The organism is Aureliella helgolandensis (assembly GCF_007752135.1).
Taxonomy (GTDB): Bacteria; Planctomycetota; Planctomycetia; order Pirellulales; family Pirellulaceae; genus Aureliella; species Aureliella helgolandensis.
The window spans coordinates 2,363,300-2,381,012 of the sequence record NZ_CP036298.1 but is presented as its reverse complement, the minus strand read 5'-3'; the positions used below and the strand labels follow the sequence as shown (position 1 = coordinate 2,381,012).

The window sequence follows — 17,713 nt, the reverse complement described above, 5'->3', positions numbered from 1 at the left end:
AAGGCCCGGCACAACGGGCATGCCTAGCGACGCGTTGATCTAAGAGTCGGGTCCGATTTGCCGTGAAGGCTGCGTTCTAAGCAACCTGAAGGTGGGCGAATGGAGAAGGCTGCATTGCTGGCAATTGATTGCTCTTGGCTGCTCGGCGCCGCTTTCCTATAAGCAGTCGGGGAAAACCTTTTTCGGAGATGCTCTGCGCACTCCGTAACCGAGCTTTATTCATTGATGTCGTGAAAGCCTGCCGGTGCTTGGCAACGGACGCCCAACCGCGAATTTGAAGTACATTGGTCAGGAGGATCGGAATCGAACCTTCTGCCGTGGAAGGCTGCGCGCCGTTGGACTGGCGACTTGGCTGCTGTGCTGCGTGCTCCAGTGCCTTGGAACCGATCGAACCGATGCTGCAGAAATCGCTTTCCTGCCGATTGACCCCGTATTCCGCATTATTGTCAGTGGCGAAACGGTGGGGGAGGAAATACGTGGCAACTATCGCGTCCTGGCATTCCAAGGCAATTGCCACTTGCAGCAAGGAGTGTTCGAGGCATCGGCCGACGAGATCGTATTGTGGGTCGACCGCAATGGCGCGCAGGGACGAGACCAGCCAGGACAGATCATCTGCTATCTGAATGGTAGAGCGCACGCCGACTGGGGGAACGGAAGAGTCATCAATGATCATCAGTGGACTGGTCGACTCTTCAGTCTGTACCCCATTGAATCTTCCGGGCGTTCGATCCCACGGCATGACATCCCCAACTTAGACTGGAGTCGCGAACCCACTTCCGCAGTGCAGATGGCGCAGTACGCGCAATCGGCACCTGGATACGGGTTTACCCCCAGCGGCACGAATGGCGCCATGACCGCTCCGCCACTGCTCAACCAAGAGCTGCCACCGGGCAATATCCAACTGCCTCCGACCGGCGGGGCGGGCAATCCCCAATCGCTAGTGCCCCCGATTGCTGGAGCAACGCCCTGGCAACCGCAAAATTCCAACTTGGGTGGTACCCAAAGTAGTTCGCTTCTACCGCAAGCTGGTCTCGTCATTCCCCAGGACGGTAGTGCTCCCTACGCGGCTGCGGGCCCCGTGCCTTCGAATTCACCGCCTGCCTCCGAAACCATTTATCCACAGGCACAACCACAAGTCGTGCGGCAGATCCCTGCGACCAATGGCTTCACCCTCAAGAACATCCAATTCCTGCCGCGCAGTAGCAATGAGCTACGGTACACCGATCTGACGACCGCGACGGAGGCGGTCGGACAACTGACGGGCGGATTCAAGTTGATCATCAACGGTGCCAGTCTCAGGGACGCGAACGGAGCCACGACCGATTTCGGCACAATTTCGCTCGAAGCCGACAACGCGATTGTTTGGGTCCGTAACAACGGCACGGGAGGTGGCACCTCGATCCTGAGCGGTTTAACCTCCAGCCCCGATCGCCCAGTTGAGCTCTACCTGGATGGGAACATTGTATTTCATCAGGGAAATCGAGTCATCTATGCGGAGAGGATGTACTACAACGTCTCGAGCGAGTACGGCATGGTACTCTCGGCAGAAGTATTGACGCCCGTGCCACAATACCAAGGGTTGTTGCGTTTGAAAGCGGACGTCTTGCAGCAACGCGACCGCAATAACATGGTTGCTTATGGAGCGGCTATCACGAGTAGTCGCTTGGGAGTACCTCGCTATTGGTTGCAAGCCGATGAAGTGGAGTTGACGGACACTCGCAATGAAGCCGATCTATCGGCCTACGCTCCCTCTGACACGAATCGTCCGACGAACATGAGCGTCTCCGCTAAAAGCAATTTTGTGTATCTGGGCGGCGTGCCGGTACTGTATTGGCCCAAATTCAAGACCGATCTATCGAAGCCGAACTTCTACGTGTCGGGAGTGAAGTTCAAGAATGACAGCATCTTTGGCTTTCAAACCTACGTCGACTGGGATCTCTATCAGTTGCTGGGAATCAAAGGGTTTGAAGGGACCAATCTAGACTTGTCGACCGACTATCTCTCGGATCGAGGGCCAGCGGTAGGGGTCCATTTCGACTACAACCGCCCCACCTATCTCTTTGGGATCCCCGGCGTCGGTTCAACGGATGCCTGGTTCTTGCACGATGAAGGACTCGATTTCTTAGGTAGCGACCGCAACAAACTGACTCCGGAAGAAACCGTTCGCGGACGAATATTGACCCGACATCGATTGTTCGCAACGCCCAACACGGAGCTGCTGTTTGAGAACGGTTGGATCAGCGACCGAAATTTTCTCGAACAATTCTTCGAGAAGGAGTGGGAACAAGAGAAGGACTTTACCACGGCGTTGCGAATGCGCAACTACAGCGGCAATCGCTACTGGGAGATTTTCGGACAAGCGCGTCTGAACGACTTCTTTACGGACACGGAATGGCTCCCCAAACTGGATCACTACTGGCTCGGGCAAGATCTCCTGGGAGAGCGATTTACCTGGAGCGAACATTCCAGTGTGGGCTATGGACATCAACGCGTAGCGACGACTCCCACCGACCCCGTCGATGCGGCCACTTTCGCCTTGCTTCCTTGGGAGAGCGATAGTGAGGGTGTGGTTGCGAACACGCGTCAGGAGTTGAGCATGCCCATTGCGTTGGGAGCGTGGAAGATCATTCCATTCTTATCGGGAGAGGCCGCCTTTTGGAATGAAGACGTCAATCAAGACGACCTAACACGACTGACGGGGCAGGCCGGTATTCGCACGTCCCTCCCTTTCTGGCGGGTCTACCCGGGCATCGAAAATCGCCTGTTCGATCTGCGTGGGATCGCGCACAAGGTCACGCTAGATGCGGAGTATTTCTATGCAGATTCCAACCAGAATATGGACCTCCTGCCACTCTACGATCCACTGGATGACAATGCCCAAGAGCACTTCCGGCGGCGTTTCATTTTCAACACCTTCGGTGGCTCGCTGCCAGACAAGTTCGACGAGCGCAACTTTGCGCTTCGAAATGGCATGCAGCGGTGGGTGACGGCCGGCAGCAGTGAAATCGTGGATGACCTTAGTCAGATGCGTTTCGGCGTCAACCAGCGATGGCAAACCAAGCGTGGCTTGCCAGGGCGTGAACGGATCGTCGACCTGGTTTCGTTTGATGTGGACTTCATCCTATTCCCTGATGCACAGCGAGACAACTTCGGCGAGGACCTGGGAGTCATCAACTACGACTTCCGCTATCACGTAGGAGATCGTCTAACGCTCCTGTCCGACGGCTACTACGATACGTTTGCGGACGGTTTGAAGACCTTTTCTGCAGGCGCCCAGATGAGTCGTCCAGGGCGTGGCGACGCCTACATTGGCATGCTTTCTCTAGAAGGCCCGATTAGCGCCACCATCTTGAACGGCTACACGAATTACCGACTGAACGAAAAATGGATTCTTACCGGCGGAGCCCAATTCGACTTTGGCAACACGGGCAGCATTGGTCAATCGCTGGGGCTAACGCGCATCGGAGAAACGGCCTTGGTGAAGGTCGGCATCGACGTGGACAGCGGGCGTGATAACGTCTCCTTCAACTTCAATATCGAACCACGCTTCCTCTCCAAGCGAGTGCTGGGATCCGTGGGTGGGGAGTTGATTCCGCCTGCCGGCTTGTACGGCGTTGAATAATAGTGGTTGCCGTCAAGCTGCTGCGGCTCGCAAGCCGCAAGCGAAACGCTGCACCTTGAACCAACAAAAGTGGTCTTTTTTCGTCTTCTCAATGCCCACGACCATTGCTCCCCTACCTCACCAGCGATAGCCTTACGGGCGGTGATTGCACACACAGACATTTACAAGGGGTGGGGCATGCGTTGGGCAGGACGAGAGGGAAGCAGCAACGTCGAGGATCGTCGTAGCATGAAGAGTGCTGGAGCTGTTGGCGGAGGCGGTTTGTTAGTCGCTCTGCTCGTGGTCGTATTCAGCATCATGCGTGGTGGCGATCCAGGACAAGCACTTCAGGACGGTGTTCGGCAACTCCAACAGCAGGCGGCCCAAGGTGGAGCAGGGGCCCAGGCTGGAGCCGGACCAGTCGTCGCCAGCGAAGCGGAACAAGAGCTCGCCGAGTTTGTGAAGGTGGTGCTCAAAGATACCGAGGACGTGTGGAACGATCTCTTCCCACGATTGGTGGGCAAGGAATACCAAGAACCCAAACTGATTCTGTTTCGCAATGCAACCTCCTCCGGCTGTGGTCACGCCTCCTCCGCCGTCGGCCCGTTCTATTGCCCAGCCGATTTGCAGGTCTACTTGGACCTCGCGTTCTTTGAGGAGATGCGAACCAAATTCAAAGCTCCAGGGGACTTCGCCTGCGCCTATGTCGTAGCTCACGAAGTAGGCCACCATGTCCAGAATTTGCTGGGACTCTCCGCCGAAGTTCAGTCGCGGCAGGCACAATTGAGCAAGGCCGAAGCCAACAAACTCAGCGTGCGTCTTGAGCTGCAAGCCGACTTTCTTGCTGGAGTATGGGCGCATCATGCAGATCGCGCCAAACGCATCCTTGAAGCAGGGGATGTGGAAGAAGCGTTAAACGCCGCACAACAAATTGGCGACGACACCCTGCAGCGTCAAGCCACCGGTCAAGTCATGCCCGATTCGTTCACGCACGGCACCGCCAAACAGCGGCAACGGTGGTTCAATGAAGGATTGCAATCCGGAGATCTAAGCGACCTCAACCTCTTGTTCGAACTCGACTACAACCGGTTGTAGTCGAGTATCAGAAAACGACTAGAACGAGTCGCTGTCGATTACAGACGCAAAGTGCGCATCATCGTCTTGCTTGGCACCAGGCACGATTGAGGTCACGTTAACTTTGCTGCGTTTTAGCTCTTCGATCTGTGCAGCCATGCGTTGAATCAAATTCGCGATTTCATTGCCAGCCGCTTCGCCAACATGCACCGAAAGGGCTTTGCGGGCACTGTAACTCAAACCAAGATTATTGCTCATGTGTGTAGATCTCATAGGTGAAAAACGCTGGAGCTGGAATTGAGGATGAAAAGGAATCGGATTGCTATCAACAGCCGCTCCGTTCCAACTCGCTCTCGATGCTCCGAAGCATAAGACGGGAAGAGGGAATCGCTCTCTAAGGCACTGAAGTGTTCTCAATGCGTTGAATATCCAGTCTATTCAACGGTAACACTTTTGGCTAGGTTTCGGGGCATATCTACATCACATCCACGTAGCAACGCGATCTCATACGAGAGCAATTGCAGTGGAATGGAAGCCACGATAGGCTGCAAAAAGTCTTCAATTTGTGGAATCATGATGACTTCATCGGCCAAATTGGCAACTTGTGGGTCTTCATGATCGACAATTGCAATGACGGGCCCACCCCGTGCCTTAACCTCCTGGAGATTGCTTAAGACTTTATCGTAGACCGTCCCATTGGGCACGATAAAGACGCTGGGCGTGTGCTCATCGACCAGGGCGATTGGGCCGTGCTTCATTTCGGCTGCCGGATAGCCCTCGGCATGGATGTAGCTGATCTCCTTCAGCTTAAGAGCCCCCTCCAGTGCCGTGGGAAAATTGTACTTTCGTCCCAGGTAGAGAAAGTTCGTGGCGTCGGCATAGCGCGCGGCAATATGCTTGACATGCTCGTGGCATTCGAGCGTTTTCTGAATCACTTCCGGCAGCATTTCCAATTGCGCGATGATGCGTTGGCCTGCTTCGTAGCTCAGGTGTCGCAGGCGTCCGAAGTAAAGCGCCAGCATACTCAATACGGTCAATTGCGACGTAAAGGCCTTGGTGGACGCCACTCCGATCTCAGGGCCAGCGTGCAGGTAGATTCCTCCATCCGCTTCCTGGGCGATGCTGCTGCCAATCACGTTGCAGATTGCCAATGTGTGGTGCCCCTTGCGTTTCATCTCGCGGAGGGCCGCCAAGGTATCCGCCGTTTCACCACTTTGAGTAATACCGAAAATCACCGTATCGCGATCTGTGGGAGGATTGCGATATCGCAGCTCGCTGGCATACTCCACTTCGACCGGGATACGAGCCAATTCTTCGAACAAGTATTCCCCGACGAGCGCCGAATGCCAGCTCGTCCCACAGCCGGTCAGCACGATGCGTTCGACGCTGCGCAATTGTTGAGTGGTGAGATTGAGTCCGCCGAACTTAGCCGTGGCATTGTCCTTGTCGAGCCTGCCGCGGAGGGCGTTGGTAATCGAGTGTGGTTGCTCGTAGATCTCCTTAAGCATGTAGTGGGCGTACCCCTCCAAGGTCACATCCACTGCGTCCGCCGTCAACTCCTTGATGTCTGGGCGAATGCGCCCCTGATCGCGATGCAAGACCTGGATATTATCGGGACGAATCACTGCAATTTGATGGTCAGCCAAGTAGATGATGCGATCGGTGAAGCCGATCAACGGGGACGTATCGCTAGCGACATACTGCTCCCCCTTGCCGACGCCCACCACCAGCGGGCTTCCACAGCGCGCTGCGATCAGCAGATCGGCCTGATCTCGGAACACGATCACCAATCCATAGGTACCTCGCAATTGAGAAATTGCGTCCTGCACCGCCTCCACGTAGCAATTGATGGAAACTTCGCCAGCATGTTTGACCATCGACAGCTTGAGGCATTCGGCAATTAAGTGAGCCACCACCTCGCTGTCGGTTTGAGAATGAAAGACGTACCCCTTGGACTGCAGCACACTCTTGAGCGATTCGTAATTCTCGATGACGCCGTTGTGAGCCAACGACAACACGCCGTTTCCGCCACTGTGCGGATGCGCGTTTTCAGCGGTAGCCGCGCCATGCGTGGCCCAACGCGTATGCCCAATACCAAGATTACCGGCCATGGACTTCTTCTTGACTGCAGCATCGAGATCCGCCACGCGACCGGCAACTCGCGTCACTCGGATCTGATCCGAGGGTCTGAGCGTAGCAATGCCAGCGCTGTCGTATCCGCGGTATTCCAGGCGTTGTAAGCCCGCCAGCAGAAAGGGGCAAGCGTCATTGGCACCGATATATCCGACAATTCCACACATTGAACATTCCTGAACATGCCCCTTGGCGGGGCGGGCAACGTTGACTCCATACCAACCGATCGCCACTCGATGAGAATCTGGCGAGCCTAGTGGCAGGTTGACAAGTGGAGCCTAGCTTAGCCTGACACTCCACTGCCAAAATTTTACGTCACAGCCGCAGTTTTGCCTTCGGTATGGGCCCTATAATCGGCGCAATTTCACCATCCGGAACGACCGCAGGCAATCCCACCGCCTTGTCCAATCTCCCCCTCCATGCACTGAGCAGGCTAGTTCGCGTTCGTCTGGTTGCATCCAGAAATCGTGCGAAGTGCCGTGCGTTTGAAGCGGGGAGGACCCAATTGCCACTCGCGTTGGACGTGCTGCTTAGCGAACCGGCACAGCCGATTCTCTGGTTAGCTGGGGTGGCGGGGCTTCAGCATGCCGGCTCAGGATCCGGCGAACGGTTGCGATCTCTTCAGGATTCGGAGCCCAAATTCCCCGCAAGGGCAAGCGAAACGAGCCATGCAGCTGTGCACAGCCGGTCTTCTTAAGTATTTCAGCAGCATTGTCCGCCGTGATTCCACTTCCGGGCAGGACCTGAATTCGCCCGGCAGCCAATTCGACGAACTCTTGCAACACCTCTAATGCGTCCATCGCTTTGGGGCGCCCGCCCGACGTCAGGACGCGAGCAATCCCCAGATCAATCAATTGCAACAATCCCTTATGCTGATTGTGCAGGTGGTCAAAAGCGCGATGCATGACGACGTCTTTGCCTGCGCACAGCTCAACCACTTGCGCAAGAAAATTCAAATCGAGCTCTTCGTCGTTGCGGAGCGCTCCCACAACAATTCCATCGACACCGGAGGACAGGAGCAACTCGCAGTCGCGAAGCATGGCTGTCTGCTCAGCCGGACTATAACAAAATCCATGATTGTGCGGACGCAGCATGGCGACCACTGGGACGGGGCAATGCCGGCTGAGCCAAAGACACGAGCCAACGGTTGGAGTTAATCCCCCCAGCTCCATCCCTTGGTTAATTTCAATACGTGTTGCGCCTGCTTCTGCAGCGATAATCGCATGTTCGATACGGTCAACACAGACTTCCAACTCAAACAGCCGTTGGCCGAGTTGTTCATCACTGGGTTGTTCACTTCTTGTTTTCAACACAGGTGCAAATACCTTCCAAAGCGGAGCGAAGCAGGTTGAGGAAAATCGGTTCGTATTTGGCGATCGCTACCAACAACACTCCTGTAAACGACACTAAACCAAGTGGTAACTCGCGCGACAAATCGGCGAGCCAAAAAAACGTGCTACTAGGTGGAAAACCACCAGCCTTCGCAGGATCGCCTCGGAGTTGGCGGCTCAGGATTGGCTACCCAGGATTGGCTACGTATAGGCTACAAAACCAGCAGGACGGACTGGTGCTTTCGCCATTCTTCCCGTGAGGGCTAGAGGCCGTGGTCGAGCCGATGCCACCAGCGCCCCAGGTTCACCGAAGCGTAGGGAGCGTGCCCTGTCGACCACCTAAAACTTCCATTCTGGACGAAACGCCCGCAGCTCCTGTTGCACCGGCCATTCCATTTCCAAGAGCGAGATCATTCGACGAATTTCAAATAATCGGCGTATCCTTCGGACTCCATTTTATCTTTAGGAATGAATCGCAGGGCGGCCGAATTCATGCAATAACGTTTGCCGCCTCGTTCCACCGGTCCGTCATCAAAGACGTGCCCCAAATGCGAGTCCCCGTACTTGGACCGAACTTCGGTACGCACTGAAAATAGGGTGCGGTCCAATCGATATTCAACCGCATCGGGCGAAATGGGTGTGACGAAGGAGGGCCACCCCGTGCCCGACTTGAATTTGGCGCTGGAGCTGAACAAGGGTTCGCCAGAAATGATATCGACGTAGAGTCCTGCTTCCTTGTTATCCCAGAATTCGTTGCGAAATGCCGGCTCGGTACCATCTTCTTGGCTGACTTTAAACTGAATTGCTGACAGAGTCTGCTTGAGTTCTAGGGGGGAAGGCTTGCGGAAGCTTTGCCATGGACGAGGTTCGGCGGATTCGGTCGCCTTCACATCCGCAACCGTGTCTGTGGCGTTCAGTGCGCCTTCCGGTCGCGCTCCGGGCAGTTCCAAAAACCCGGCTCGGCTGCCCCAATGGGAATTCACGAAGGCATCTCGGCCCGAAGCAAGCCGGAAGAAATTGTACTTAATCGTGTTCTTGTGATGGTAGTCTTGATGGTACTCTTCCGCGGGCCAAAATTCAGCTCTGGGGATTACGTCCACACTCAATCGACCACGAAAAACCTTCATCTGCTCAATGGCCCTGATGACGCGCTCGGCATCTGCCTTTTCCGTATCCGTGGCGTAATAGACCGCTGGTGCATACTGCCCACCACGATCGTTGAATTGCCCGCGACCGTTCGTGGGATCGATATGCTTAATTAACCATTCCACCAAACCGGCATAGGTAATTTTGGAATCGTCGTAGGTTACCAGCACGACCTCACGATGGCCGTTGGATGCATAGTTCTCGTAGTTTGGAGCCCGACGACGGCCACCGCTGTAGCCGGAGACCACGTCTACAACACCGGGCGCCTTCTCAAAATCGGTTTCCACACACCAGAAACACCCTCCGGCAAAGATCGCGGTCGCCGGCTGGCGAGCCTGAGTTTCCTGGTTGGCGGGAGGCTTTTCGGGACTAACTAAGACTTGGGATTGGACCTGAGCACACAAGAAACCGCACAGCAGCCCCATCGCTCCTAGGACCGTCGCGAATTGAAAAGTCTTCATCGATTGCTTCCCCCAAATTTAGGAATCCTTTGCGGAGGCGGCACTGTGACCTCGCACCACCAACCACGAATTAAGAAATCGTGTCCACAAAGAACCCAATATTCACTGCGTCTGAACGCGTGCCCGAAAAATCGAAGCCCGTTGTACCCAATGGCCATTCAAGCCCAAAGCCCATTTAACCCTAAGGCACATTGGTTGTTCTGTGGTTTAGCGTACAGACCGGCTCAGATTCGAAGGCACGATTCGCAATAGGTTGATCGACCTGTCGCAATAGGTTGATCGACCTAGAGGCGTTCGCCAATTCCGGCGCTCCCCCCATCCAAACACCCTGCCGACAATTCGCACCCCATCTGAGACACGAGCCAGCACATTCGTGTTCGCGATACTAGTTTACGCAGTCGGTCTACGCTGGGCGAGCCTTTTGAGTTCAACTCGTCTCCACTAAAACATGAATTCTGGTACTTTGTTGGTGGCCAGGGCAGGCCGGTGCCCCCCCGCATCCCCCTGGAGAATCCCGGCTGGCAACGTGGTTCACCCCCTTTTTGCACCCTCTACTTCATACCTGATCCTCTTATATCCGCTGTCCAACAGCCCCCTTCCATGGCGAACGTCCCCCCAACAGAACTCGCTGCACAGCCCTTTTCCCTGCGTTGCAATCAGAATCTGTGCCGGTGGACGGCCACTTGCCTTCTCGCCCTGGGCTTGGCATCCCATGCACTCTGGTTACCCTCCACCGGGTGGTCAATCGCCTCCTCTGCGGACTCCTATCCCCAGATCCCTATGCTGGAAGTCCTGTGTGGAGTCCCAGCGCTGCTAGATAGCCTGCTGACCGCTTGCCTAGTTGTCAGTCTCCTGGGCTTGCTTTTTGGTCCCGCCGCACAGGTTCAGCGATGGTCCGCTGCAAGTTGCTTGGCAGCCATGACCTTGGTGGCATTGGACCAACAGCGTCTACAGCCTTGGTTCTATCAGTGGATCCTATTTACAGCAGTCTGGACCCTGGGCGGATATCGACAGGCCGGCTTGAAGCTTATGCAAGCCTTGGTGATCAGCATCTATCTATTTTCGGCTCTGGGAAAGATTGACTATGAGTTCCTGCACACGGTTGGGCTGAACTTCGTTCGTGCGCCCCTGTCGGTCCTCGGAATTTCGACCGAGGACTGGCCATTGGGATCGCAGCTGATGTTGGTCGGGGTGCTCCCAGTTGCGGAACTGTTACTAGCGATTGGACTATGCATCCCCGCCACTCGGCGGATTGCTGCCCTCGTCGCTTGTCTGTTCCACATCCTTCTCATGCTCTTATTCAGCCCACTGATACTGGGCCATTCGCTGGGGGTCCTTCTGTGGAACGCCCAGTTTGCGGGGCAAGCGATCTTGCTGTTTTATCTTCCCGGCCGGCATGGTCCTCTCGTTCAGCGAGGGCTTCCCAGTCAAGACACAGCCCCCAGCACTCCTCAGTCCTCCGGGGCGTCCTTGCCTCAAACCAAGAGTCTCAGTGGGCCCGTGCGTGGCGACCGAGTCCCCATGTGGGCCTGGGCCGCCCGCTTGATCGTAGGTGCGGCCATCTGCTTACCGCTGCTAGAGCGATGGGGCTACTGGGATCACTGGCCGAGCTGGGCTCTGTATGCTCCACACAGCAGTCGCGTGGAGGTCTATGTTGCCAAGACGGCCTGGGATCGGCTGCCAGCCCAAGTCGTGCCCGCTACGCCCCTTGATTCGGAAGCGGAAGACGATGATTACTACGAGACGCTGTGGGTGCGCGTGGCTACTGACCGCTGGTGCCTCGCCGCAACTCGCACGCCAATCTACCCACAATCTCGCGTGGGACTTGGCGTTGCCCGCTATCTGGCGGAAACTCTCGACTCCGAATTTGAGATCCGAGTGAATGTAAAGAGTGTTGCCAATCGCTGGAACGGAAAACGCGACGTCAGCAGCCTGGAGGGCAGGCGGCAGATTGAGAACTTCGGCAAGACGTTTTGGCTCAACACTCGCCCTCGCCAGCCCTAAAACACGGCCTGCAGACAGATCGGCAAGCGGTCCCAGGTGTACAGTTAGCATGCCCCATTGCAGCGGCTCATCAATGGTCGATCGCTCTTTACTTACATGGTCGGAAAACGCGGTAGGAACCCAATGTGACTGGTACAAACTCCCTGGACTTGCAACTCCCCACCCTGCAAGCAACTCGACAACTTGCCCGCTTGATTTCCGAGCACTGTCAGCCCCCATTCACGCTCGTACTCAACGGAACCTTGGGAGTTGGAAAAACGCAGTTGATCCGGTTCCTGGCCGAAGCCTTGGGGGTGCCAGCTGAAGATGTCACCAGCCCGACCTATGTATTGCTCCAACGCTACTCAGCCACCGTACCGATCTACCATTTCGATTTCTACCGCCTCGAACATGCTGCTCAGGTGTGGGATTTAGGAATCGATGAACTGTACGAGCAGCCAGCCATCACGGTCATCGAATGGGGAGACAAATTCCCGGAATGCCTCCCTGAGGTGTTTTTGGAATGTACCATCGAGCAAGACGCCAAGGAACAGCGGGTCGCGCGGCTGGTTGCCCACGGCGACGCACTCGCCCCTATGCTGCAACACCTGAAGCTCTGATCAAACCGAGATCGAATCCTGCCCCCTCTCAATAGGCGGGGATCGCTTCAGCCAGCGCGGCTTGGCCAACGCGTGCTGGCCATCAGGGCATGGGAGCAGCCGAAACCGTAACCACACTTCCCGACAACTCGGCCCGCAGCTCAGCGGCTTCTGACCAAGAATTCAAAATGTCAGTGAGCGATGCGTTTTTGACATCGAACCGCACCTGCTTCTGCTTCTGACGCTCGGTACAAGTAGCATCCCAAACGACTTCGAGTTGTTGGGAGGCAGCAAATTGCGTCAGTACCCGCTCGGCAACCCCACCAATCTCGCCCGTCCACCGAGCTGTCATCGGTGGCGAATTCGCAGACTTGTGGTCGACACTTGTGGCTAATCCCAACAGCGCAAGATGAGCTTCGGTGACGGCGGTCACATGCCACTGAGGCCCGCGTTTGGCAATGGAGCTTCCCCGATACTCGGATTTAATCTGCTTCGTCTCTTGGAGCGACCAAGGTTGGTCTTCATACAGGCAGGACCATTTCTCTTCCCTCTGCAGCGGCTGTAGCTGCAGCCTAGATCCGGTGTCCCATAAAACTTGCTGCTCGAATCCACCACACACCACCGTCAGCTGCGTGGCCAGCGTACAAGGGGTTGCCAGAGTTGCAGCATGCCACAAATCATGCGGCAGTTCTCCGGCGACGGTGACTTTCCAAGTCTCCGCAATCTCCAATAGAATCGCGTTGGGAGTTTTGACTTCCTCCCATTGCAAGGGACGCATGTTCGCTGTTGCCGGGCGTCCGTCACGCACATCCCTCACGCTAAGAGCATCATGCAGCTGGGTGGCCGCGAGTTGCAAGCGCGACAATTCGCCCGCAGGTGCAAAATAGACGACATTCTCGATCAAGCCCACTTCGGCCCCCACCAGGGCAGCAATTTGACGCAGGGCTGAATGCACCGTCGCGCGATTCGTTGAACCCACCTGGAGGTCTATCGTCTGCGTCGGGTCGATTCGGCGGTCAATCCAGATGGAGAGCTGGTAGGCATTGGCGAGATTCCGCAAACCATCGCGGAGGGGTGTCAGTCGCCAGGTGAACTGAGTCTCGCGTTGAAGCTTGGCCTGAGCCTGCTGCGACGAGGGCAATTCGTGCAAGTTGTAGTGAATCACCGGCGGCGCCGCAGCGAGCCTACCGTCACTCATGACAGCACAGCCTAACAGGACCGCGACTAGGCCCAACGCACCAACACGTCTTGAGAACGCGCGGCACGCGAGTAAGACAAGCGGGATAGGCCACCCGTCCAGCAAGCTGAAAAACAGAGCCCCAAAGTGATTCCCCCACTGAAACACGGCGTGGATCCTCTGTTGCAATGATGGGGAGGGAGTTTCAAACAGACATCCGCAGCTGCGCGAGTTTCCGTTCGCTCGCTTCAGTGTAAGTGTCTGCTGCATTCGAAAACTCCGCCTAAGAATCGAACCGCCGCGCAGGTTAGTCACAATGGGAAGGCCAGTCAACTTGCGTCGTCCATTCTTATCGAAATACCGGCGAACTGGCTACTCAGCTGCCAGTAGAATCACTACGCAAGCCCCGCTGTTGGTGAACATTTTCAGCAAGTGCGCGCGACGAAATTGCCTCCGACGCGACTCTGATTATACTGAACCGAGCCAACGACAGCGGCAGGCATAGCTTTTCGGACGGTGGATTCCTAGATTCCCTCTCTCACTGGAATGCAGTCGGGTAAGCCAAGACAGACCGCTGGCCGCAAGGCGAAGTTCGGTTCAAGCTCCCTGGAATTTCTAGATCATTTCAATTGTCCTCAAGTGTTAGGAAAAGTGGCGTGGAAGAACGAGCAACTCAATACGCCCTACTGTTGAGATTCTACCAACGGTATTTGAACGACGCGGATACCGCGCGTTTCATTGCATCGGTAGCGGGGCATTATTCCCTGGGGACTCTCGAACGCTTGCTGCAATCGGGCGACATTTACTCTCGTCGCGCCGCCGCTTTATCACTGGGGCTGATTGGGGATGCAAATTCCTACTCCATACTTGGGCCACTGTTGCGGCACCACGATCGCAAGCTGCGGTTGGTCGTAGACGATACGATGCGGGCGATTAGCGGACGTGAGGGAACGGCCGCGCAGCGTCAGACGCTGGAGAGCATCGTTCGCTCCAATGAATGTGGAACGTTTGAGAAAACGATTGAACTGGCTTCCGAGTTGATTGAAACCTCCGGGGCGAGTGCGGAGGTGTATCACCAGCGGTCGCTAGCCCTGTTTCAGATTGACGCTTTGGAGCAAGCCATAGAAGATTGCCGCCAGACGTTGAAGCTCAACGAGTTCCACTATGCAGCGATGGTTGGATTGGGGCATTGTCACCTAGAGCTGGGCGACTTGTTGGAATCGCTCTTTTGGTTCCGTCGCGCACTCGATGTCTATCCCGACTTAGAACCGGTACGGTTGCAAGTCCGCCGGTTGGAAAAAGCCATCCAGGAACTGTAGATCCGCGCTTGGCCGCGCGTTTTACGTCGCATGCAAACCACGGATAAAACGGTAGAGAAGGGCGGGGGACGAACCATCCGGGGTCGGTTACGCCGTCTAACCTAGAGTGTTCTTGGGGTTTAGCTCCCAGCTTCTGGTCTTGCCGTCGAGGTAGCGTCTCTATCCGCCCTGTAGCCGTAACCACCTGTCCTTGCTCACCGGGCTGTCGAAATAGTAACCCGCTGCGTGAGCAAGGAAAGATAGTTGCCGCTACAAGGCAGTTTGGGCGCAACCTCCGCGTTAAAATTCAAATTGCTATTAAATCAACAGCCCGTTACGCAGCGGGTTGCAATTGCAATACGCCGTTACCGGCTTGTTGAGTTAAGAGCGATTTCGGTTTTGCTGTAGGGGTGGCGACCGAATCAAACTGTAGCCGCAACCGGCTGTCCTTGCTCACGCGGCGGGTTGCGATTGCAATACGCCGGCTCCGGCTTGTTGAGTTAAGAGCGATTTCGGTTTTGCCGTGAGGGTGGCGACCGAATCAAACTGTAGCCACAACCAGCTGGCCTTGCTTACGCGGCGGGTTGCAATTGCAATACGCCGGCTCCGGCTTGTTGAGCTGAGAGCGGTTTCGGTTTTGCTGTGGGGGTGGCGACCGAATCAAACTGTAGCGGCAACCACCTGTCCTTGCTCACGCGGCGGGTTGCGATTGCAATACGCCGTCTCCGGCTTGTTGAGTTAAGAGCGGTTTCGGTTTTGCTGTAGGGGTAGCGACCGAATCAAACTGTAGCCGTAACCACCTGTCCTTGCTCACGCGGCGGGTTGCGATTAGGGCAAGCGTCTGGCCAGCGGGACGTCCCGCTTCAGTTAGTCCGATCTCTCGCCTGGCACCACGTCCCTGGCCAGCCAGGGATTCCCGGGCGATTTCCCCGCTCGGTCGAACATCCTCTGCTTCTGCTTGCAGGCTGGACTTTCGAGTCCGTTTCTGGCGCGGTGCAGGCATTGCTGTGCATTGCAGAATCCCGGCATTTCTGACCTGGCCACACTCACTGGCACACACTCAATTGCCCCAAACTGACAGCCTGACTGATGCGGCAGTCCCTGCCCTCTGCGGACCGTGGGTGGGAGGGACTGTTTTGCGAAGCTGCCGCTCGTCGCACTGCCCCCTCGCACAGTGATCGGGCACTGGCCACTGTGGGAACTTGGATGAAATGAAAAATTGGTAGCCGCAAACTCTTGACATGGCCTTGCCAGTCCTTCAGGCTGCTGATGTATGGTATTGATACCGTGACTTAGCAAGTGAGTTTGCTATGAGTATTGTGTGTCGTGATGCTCGGATTACGCTAGGCAGCTATCCGTTCAATCACATGGTGATCGAGAACGTGTTTCCAGCCGCGTTAGCTTCCAATCTCGGGCTGCTCTTCAAGGAGCTGATCACACAAGCCAAGCCGATTGGTAAGGTGGGCGAAGTTGGTGAGCTGAAATACGACGCACTCAACTTCACCCCTATGTTAAGCCACGTGCAGCAGACTAGCATTGCTGCATTCGTATCGACGGAATTCCGAGAATTCACGGCCAGTTCTTTCTCAATCCGGTTGGATGAGAATGTGATGATTGGGATGCATCGCCACAATGCTCCGTCAAAACCGGGTTGGCCGCATACCGATTTTGCGGTTGTGTCGTTTCCCAACATCGCCCCGAACTACCAGGGAATGCGTCTGTTCCAGGCTGGTTGCCAATGCAATTACTCCGACGACACCCGCGATCGCCAGCCGCAAGCCATTAAGACAGCGCGGGCAGTCGCTTGCCTCTACTACTGCGCGAATCCCCCGTGGCAACCGGGGGCTGGGGGTGAAACCGGATTGTACGCGGAACTGGGAAAACGGCTAGTTCAGCGAATTCCGCCGACCAATAATTCGCTGCTGATCTTCGAAGTGTCGCCCGTGTCCTACCACGCGTATCTGGGATCCCGGCTAGCACAGCGCAATGCCTACGTCTGGTGGTACCACGCTTCACCGAATTATCTATTGGCGCGTTACCAGTCGCATGTCGCGTTTAAGCAGAGCCTCGACATGGATCCGTGGGATCGTTGGACGGACAAATCGATTGCAAAATTCCAGACGTCGACAGAATTGCAGAAAGTTCCATAGTGCGCGGCCTGCAAGGCTGAAACGAGAGTCGAAAGGAAAACCACAATGGCGGCACGCATGCTAGTTCTCGGAGGTACCAATTTCATAGGTCGCGTTTTTGTGGAACGTGTCCTTGAGCAGACGACACTCGAAGTCACTTTACTCAATCGGGGCGTTACAGCACCGGATCTGTTCAAGACAGTTCCACACCTCAAGTGCGATCGCCACGATTTCAATTCCTGCTCGACCCAATTAGCCGGTCAACATTGGAATTATTTGGTCGACTTCTCAGGGCATTCGCATGCACACATTGAAAACATTGTGACGAATTGTCGATTCGACCACTACACTTACATCTCCTCATCAGCAGTCGAACTTTCCTGGCCTGAAGATCAATTATTCTCAATGGCGCAAAACAAACTTTGGTGCGAACATTTGATTCAATCAGCCTGCGCGGAGGTACTCATCTTTCGACCTGGATACGTTGTCGGGCGGCACGATCCCACGGGGCGATTTGAATTTCGCAACGGTCGCTGGGGCTGGCTTGGGACTGAAGAACCGGTTCAACCAGTCGTAGAGGTGGAGTTCTTAACCAACCTCATGTTGGTACTAATACTGCGTGGCCAAACTGGAATCGTGCGGGGCGGGTACGCTCGTCCGAGAGTCGAACAAAGGGCCCACCCACCTGTAAGTACGGAGCCGGATTGGGCCGCCGTTTCCCCGGCTTCCACACTCTAGTGCAGCCTGCCTGGAGCCGGAATTTTAAGCAGCAGACCATTGG

Annotated in this window: 13 protein-coding genes; 7 read left to right on the top strand and 6 right to left on the bottom strand. The window is 55.7% G+C overall.

Going from position 1 to position 17,713, the window contains the following annotated elements:
- Positions 1 to 244 precede the first annotated feature (244 nt).
- Both Q31a_RS08415 and ypfJ read left to right on the top strand, forming a co-directional pair.
- Complete coding sequence (locus Q31a_RS08415) at positions 245 to 3,622, top strand: LPS-assembly protein LptD (protein WP_145076553.1); 3,378 nt, start codon at positions 245 to 247, stop codon at positions 3,620 to 3,622.
- A 69-nt stretch (positions 3,623 to 3,691) separates the two neighbouring features.
- Entirely contained in the window at positions 3,692 to 4,696 is a 1,005-nt protein-coding gene (gene ypfJ, locus Q31a_RS08410; RefSeq protein WP_315851654.1) for a KPN_02809 family neutral zinc metallopeptidase, read from the top strand.
- Between the two features lie 18 nt (positions 4,697 to 4,714).
- Here ypfJ and Q31a_RS08405 read toward each other — a convergent pair whose 3' ends face one another.
- The 4 genes from Q31a_RS08405 to msrB all read right to left on the bottom strand — a co-directional run bounded on the left by Q31a_RS08405 (position 4,715) and on the right by msrB (position 9,746).
- Positions 4,715 to 4,933 (bottom strand): hypothetical protein, encoded by a 219-nt coding sequence (locus tag Q31a_RS08405; protein ID WP_145076551.1) that lies wholly within the window; start codon positions 4,931 to 4,933, stop codon positions 4,715 to 4,717.
- A 176-nt stretch (positions 4,934 to 5,109) separates the two neighbouring features.
- Complete coding sequence (glmS, locus tag Q31a_RS08400) at positions 5,110 to 6,975, bottom strand: glutamine--fructose-6-phosphate transaminase (isomerizing) (RefSeq protein WP_145076549.1); 1,866 nt, start codon at positions 6,973 to 6,975, stop codon at positions 5,110 to 5,112.
- A gap of 363 nt (positions 6,976 to 7,338) precedes the next feature.
- The gene (locus Q31a_RS08395; RefSeq protein WP_145076547.1) at positions 7,339 to 8,121 is read right to left on the bottom strand and encodes a copper homeostasis protein CutC; all 783 of its coding nucleotides are present in this window, start codon (positions 8,119 to 8,121) and stop codon (positions 7,339 to 7,341) included.
- A gap of 428 nt (positions 8,122 to 8,549) precedes the next feature.
- Complete coding sequence (gene msrB / locus Q31a_RS31530; RefSeq protein ID WP_197356479.1) at positions 8,550 to 9,746, bottom strand: peptide-methionine (R)-S-oxide reductase MsrB; 1,197 nt, start codon at positions 9,744 to 9,746, stop codon at positions 8,550 to 8,552.
- A gap of 600 nt (positions 9,747 to 10,346) precedes the next feature.
- On the opposite strand from msrB, the gene Q31a_RS08385 reads away from it, so the two are divergent.
- Both Q31a_RS08385 and tsaE read left to right on the top strand, forming a co-directional pair.
- The gene (locus Q31a_RS08385; protein WP_145076545.1) at positions 10,347 to 11,750 is read left to right on the top strand and encodes a hypothetical protein; all 1,404 of its coding nucleotides are present in this window, start codon (positions 10,347 to 10,349) and stop codon (positions 11,748 to 11,750) included.
- A gap of 125 nt (positions 11,751 to 11,875) precedes the next feature.
- Positions 11,876 to 12,349, top strand: coding sequence for a tRNA (adenosine(37)-N6)-threonylcarbamoyltransferase complex ATPase subunit type 1 TsaE (tsaE, locus tag Q31a_RS08380; RefSeq protein WP_145076543.1), 474 nt, complete (start codon positions 11,876 to 11,878; stop codon positions 12,347 to 12,349).
- Between the two features lie 82 nt (positions 12,350 to 12,431).
- On the opposite strand, the gene Q31a_RS08375 is transcribed toward tsaE, so the two are convergent.
- Positions 12,432 to 13,526, bottom strand: a complete 1,095-nt coding sequence (locus tag Q31a_RS08375) for a hypothetical protein (protein ID WP_145076541.1) — start codon at positions 13,524 to 13,526, stop codon at positions 12,432 to 12,434.
- A 635-nt stretch (positions 13,527 to 14,161) separates the two neighbouring features.
- On the opposite strand from Q31a_RS08375, the gene Q31a_RS08370 reads away from it, so the two are divergent.
- On the top strand, positions 14,162 to 14,824 hold the full coding sequence (locus Q31a_RS08370) for a HEAT repeat domain-containing protein (RefSeq protein WP_145076539.1): 663 nt from the start codon (positions 14,162 to 14,164) through the stop codon (positions 14,822 to 14,824).
- A 670-nt stretch (positions 14,825 to 15,494) separates the two neighbouring features.
- Here the strand turns inward: Q31a_RS08370 and Q31a_RS08365 are convergent.
- On the bottom strand, positions 15,495 to 15,806 hold the full coding sequence (locus Q31a_RS08365; protein ID WP_145076536.1) for a hypothetical protein: 312 nt from the start codon (positions 15,804 to 15,806) through the stop codon (positions 15,495 to 15,497).
- Positions 15,807 to 16,113: 307 nt separating this feature from the next.
- On the opposite strand from Q31a_RS08365, the gene Q31a_RS08360 reads away from it, so the two are divergent.
- The gene (locus Q31a_RS08360; protein ID WP_145076534.1) at positions 16,114 to 16,953 is read left to right on the top strand and encodes a 2OG-Fe(II) oxygenase family protein; all 840 of its coding nucleotides are present in this window, start codon (positions 16,114 to 16,116) and stop codon (positions 16,951 to 16,953) included.
- Positions 16,954 to 16,998: 45 nt separating this feature from the next.
- Positions 16,999 to 17,670 carry a Rossmann-fold NAD(P)-binding domain-containing protein gene (locus Q31a_RS08355; protein ID WP_145076532.1) on the top strand — a complete coding sequence of 224 codons (672 nt, stop codon included), beginning with the start codon at positions 16,999 to 17,001 and terminating at the stop codon, positions 17,668 to 17,670.
- Positions 17,671 to 17,713: the final 43 nt, after the last annotated feature.

Excerpts from the sequence above, each read along its gene's own strand:
- Q31a_RS08405 (WP_145076551.1), bottom strand. The coding sequence starts at position 4,933 with ATGAGCAATAATCTTGGTTTGAGTTACAGTGCCCGCAAAGCCCTTTCG.
- glmS (WP_145076549.1), bottom strand. The coding sequence starts at position 6,975 with ATGTGTGGAATTGTCGGATATATCGGTGCCAATGACGCTTGCCCCTTT.
- msrB (WP_197356479.1), bottom strand. The coding sequence starts at position 9,746 with ATGAAGACTTTTCAATTCGCGACGGTCCTAGGAGCGATGGGGCTGCTG.
- Q31a_RS08385 (WP_145076545.1), top strand. The coding sequence starts at position 10,347 with ATGGCGAACGTCCCCCCAACAGAACTCGCTGCACAGCCCTTTTCCCTG.
- Q31a_RS08375 (WP_145076541.1), bottom strand. The coding sequence starts at position 13,526 with ATGAGTGACGGTAGGCTCGCTGCGGCGCCGCCGGTGATTCACTACAAC.
- Q31a_RS08365 (WP_145076536.1), bottom strand. The coding sequence starts at position 15,806 with ATGCCTGCACCGCGCCAGAAACGGACTCGAAAGTCCAGCCTGCAAGCA.
- Q31a_RS08360 (WP_145076534.1), top strand. The coding sequence starts at position 16,114 with ATGAGTATTGTGTGTCGTGATGCTCGGATTACGCTAGGCAGCTATCCG.
- Q31a_RS08355 (WP_145076532.1), top strand. The coding sequence starts at position 16,999 with ATGGCGGCACGCATGCTAGTTCTCGGAGGTACCAATTTCATAGGTCGC.